1 protein-coding gene is annotated in these 628 nt (G+C 40.8%); it reads left to right on the forward strand.

Features of this window, described 5'->3' with window-relative positions; all coding sequences use genetic code 11:
* Nucleotides 1-628, forward strand: a 628-nt coding sequence (locus J7R05_RS07510; RefSeq protein WP_208541797.1) for a PhoH family protein, incomplete at both ends; no start/stop codon positions are given.

Below are 628 nucleotides of genomic sequence, written 5' to 3' on the forward strand. Positions count from 1 at the left end.
ATGCAAAAACGGTGTTCGGTAAATTCGACGAAAATCTTACTTATATCGAACAAAAATTCGGACTTAGCATTCATCCACGCGGTAATGAAGTTTTAATTCAGGGAAATCTTGCTGCTATAAAACGCGCGCAATATGTATTACAGCAACTTTATGAACGCGCCAAAACACATCAAGAGCTCACTTTATCAGATACAGAAGGAGCTATTGCCATGGCAAATTTTCTACAGGAACAGCCAAAAGCCCCAACAACAACCAAACCTGTAAAAAAACGTATTCCTGCACGATTAAGTACTTATAAGAAAACAATCCATGCCCGAACTCCAACACAAGATGCCTATATACGAGCAATGGGCCATAATGAACTTGTTTTCGGTGTAGAACCAGCAGGAACAGGCAAAACGTATCTTGCTGTTGCTCATGCTGCAATGCTTCTAGAACGTGGTATCATTGAGCGAATTATTCTCTCACGTCCGGCTGTTGAAGCTGGAGAACATCTTGGTTTTCTTCCCGGTGATCTCAAAGAAAAAGTCGACCCATATTTACGACCACTTTATGATGCTCTTTATGATATGATGCCCGCTGAAAAAATAGAACGCATTTTAGCTTCTGGTGTCATAGAAATTGCTCC

It is taken from the genome of Bartonella capreoli (assembly GCF_902813205.1).
GTDB lineage: Bacteria > Pseudomonadota > Alphaproteobacteria > Rhizobiales > Rhizobiaceae > Bartonella > Bartonella schoenbuchensis.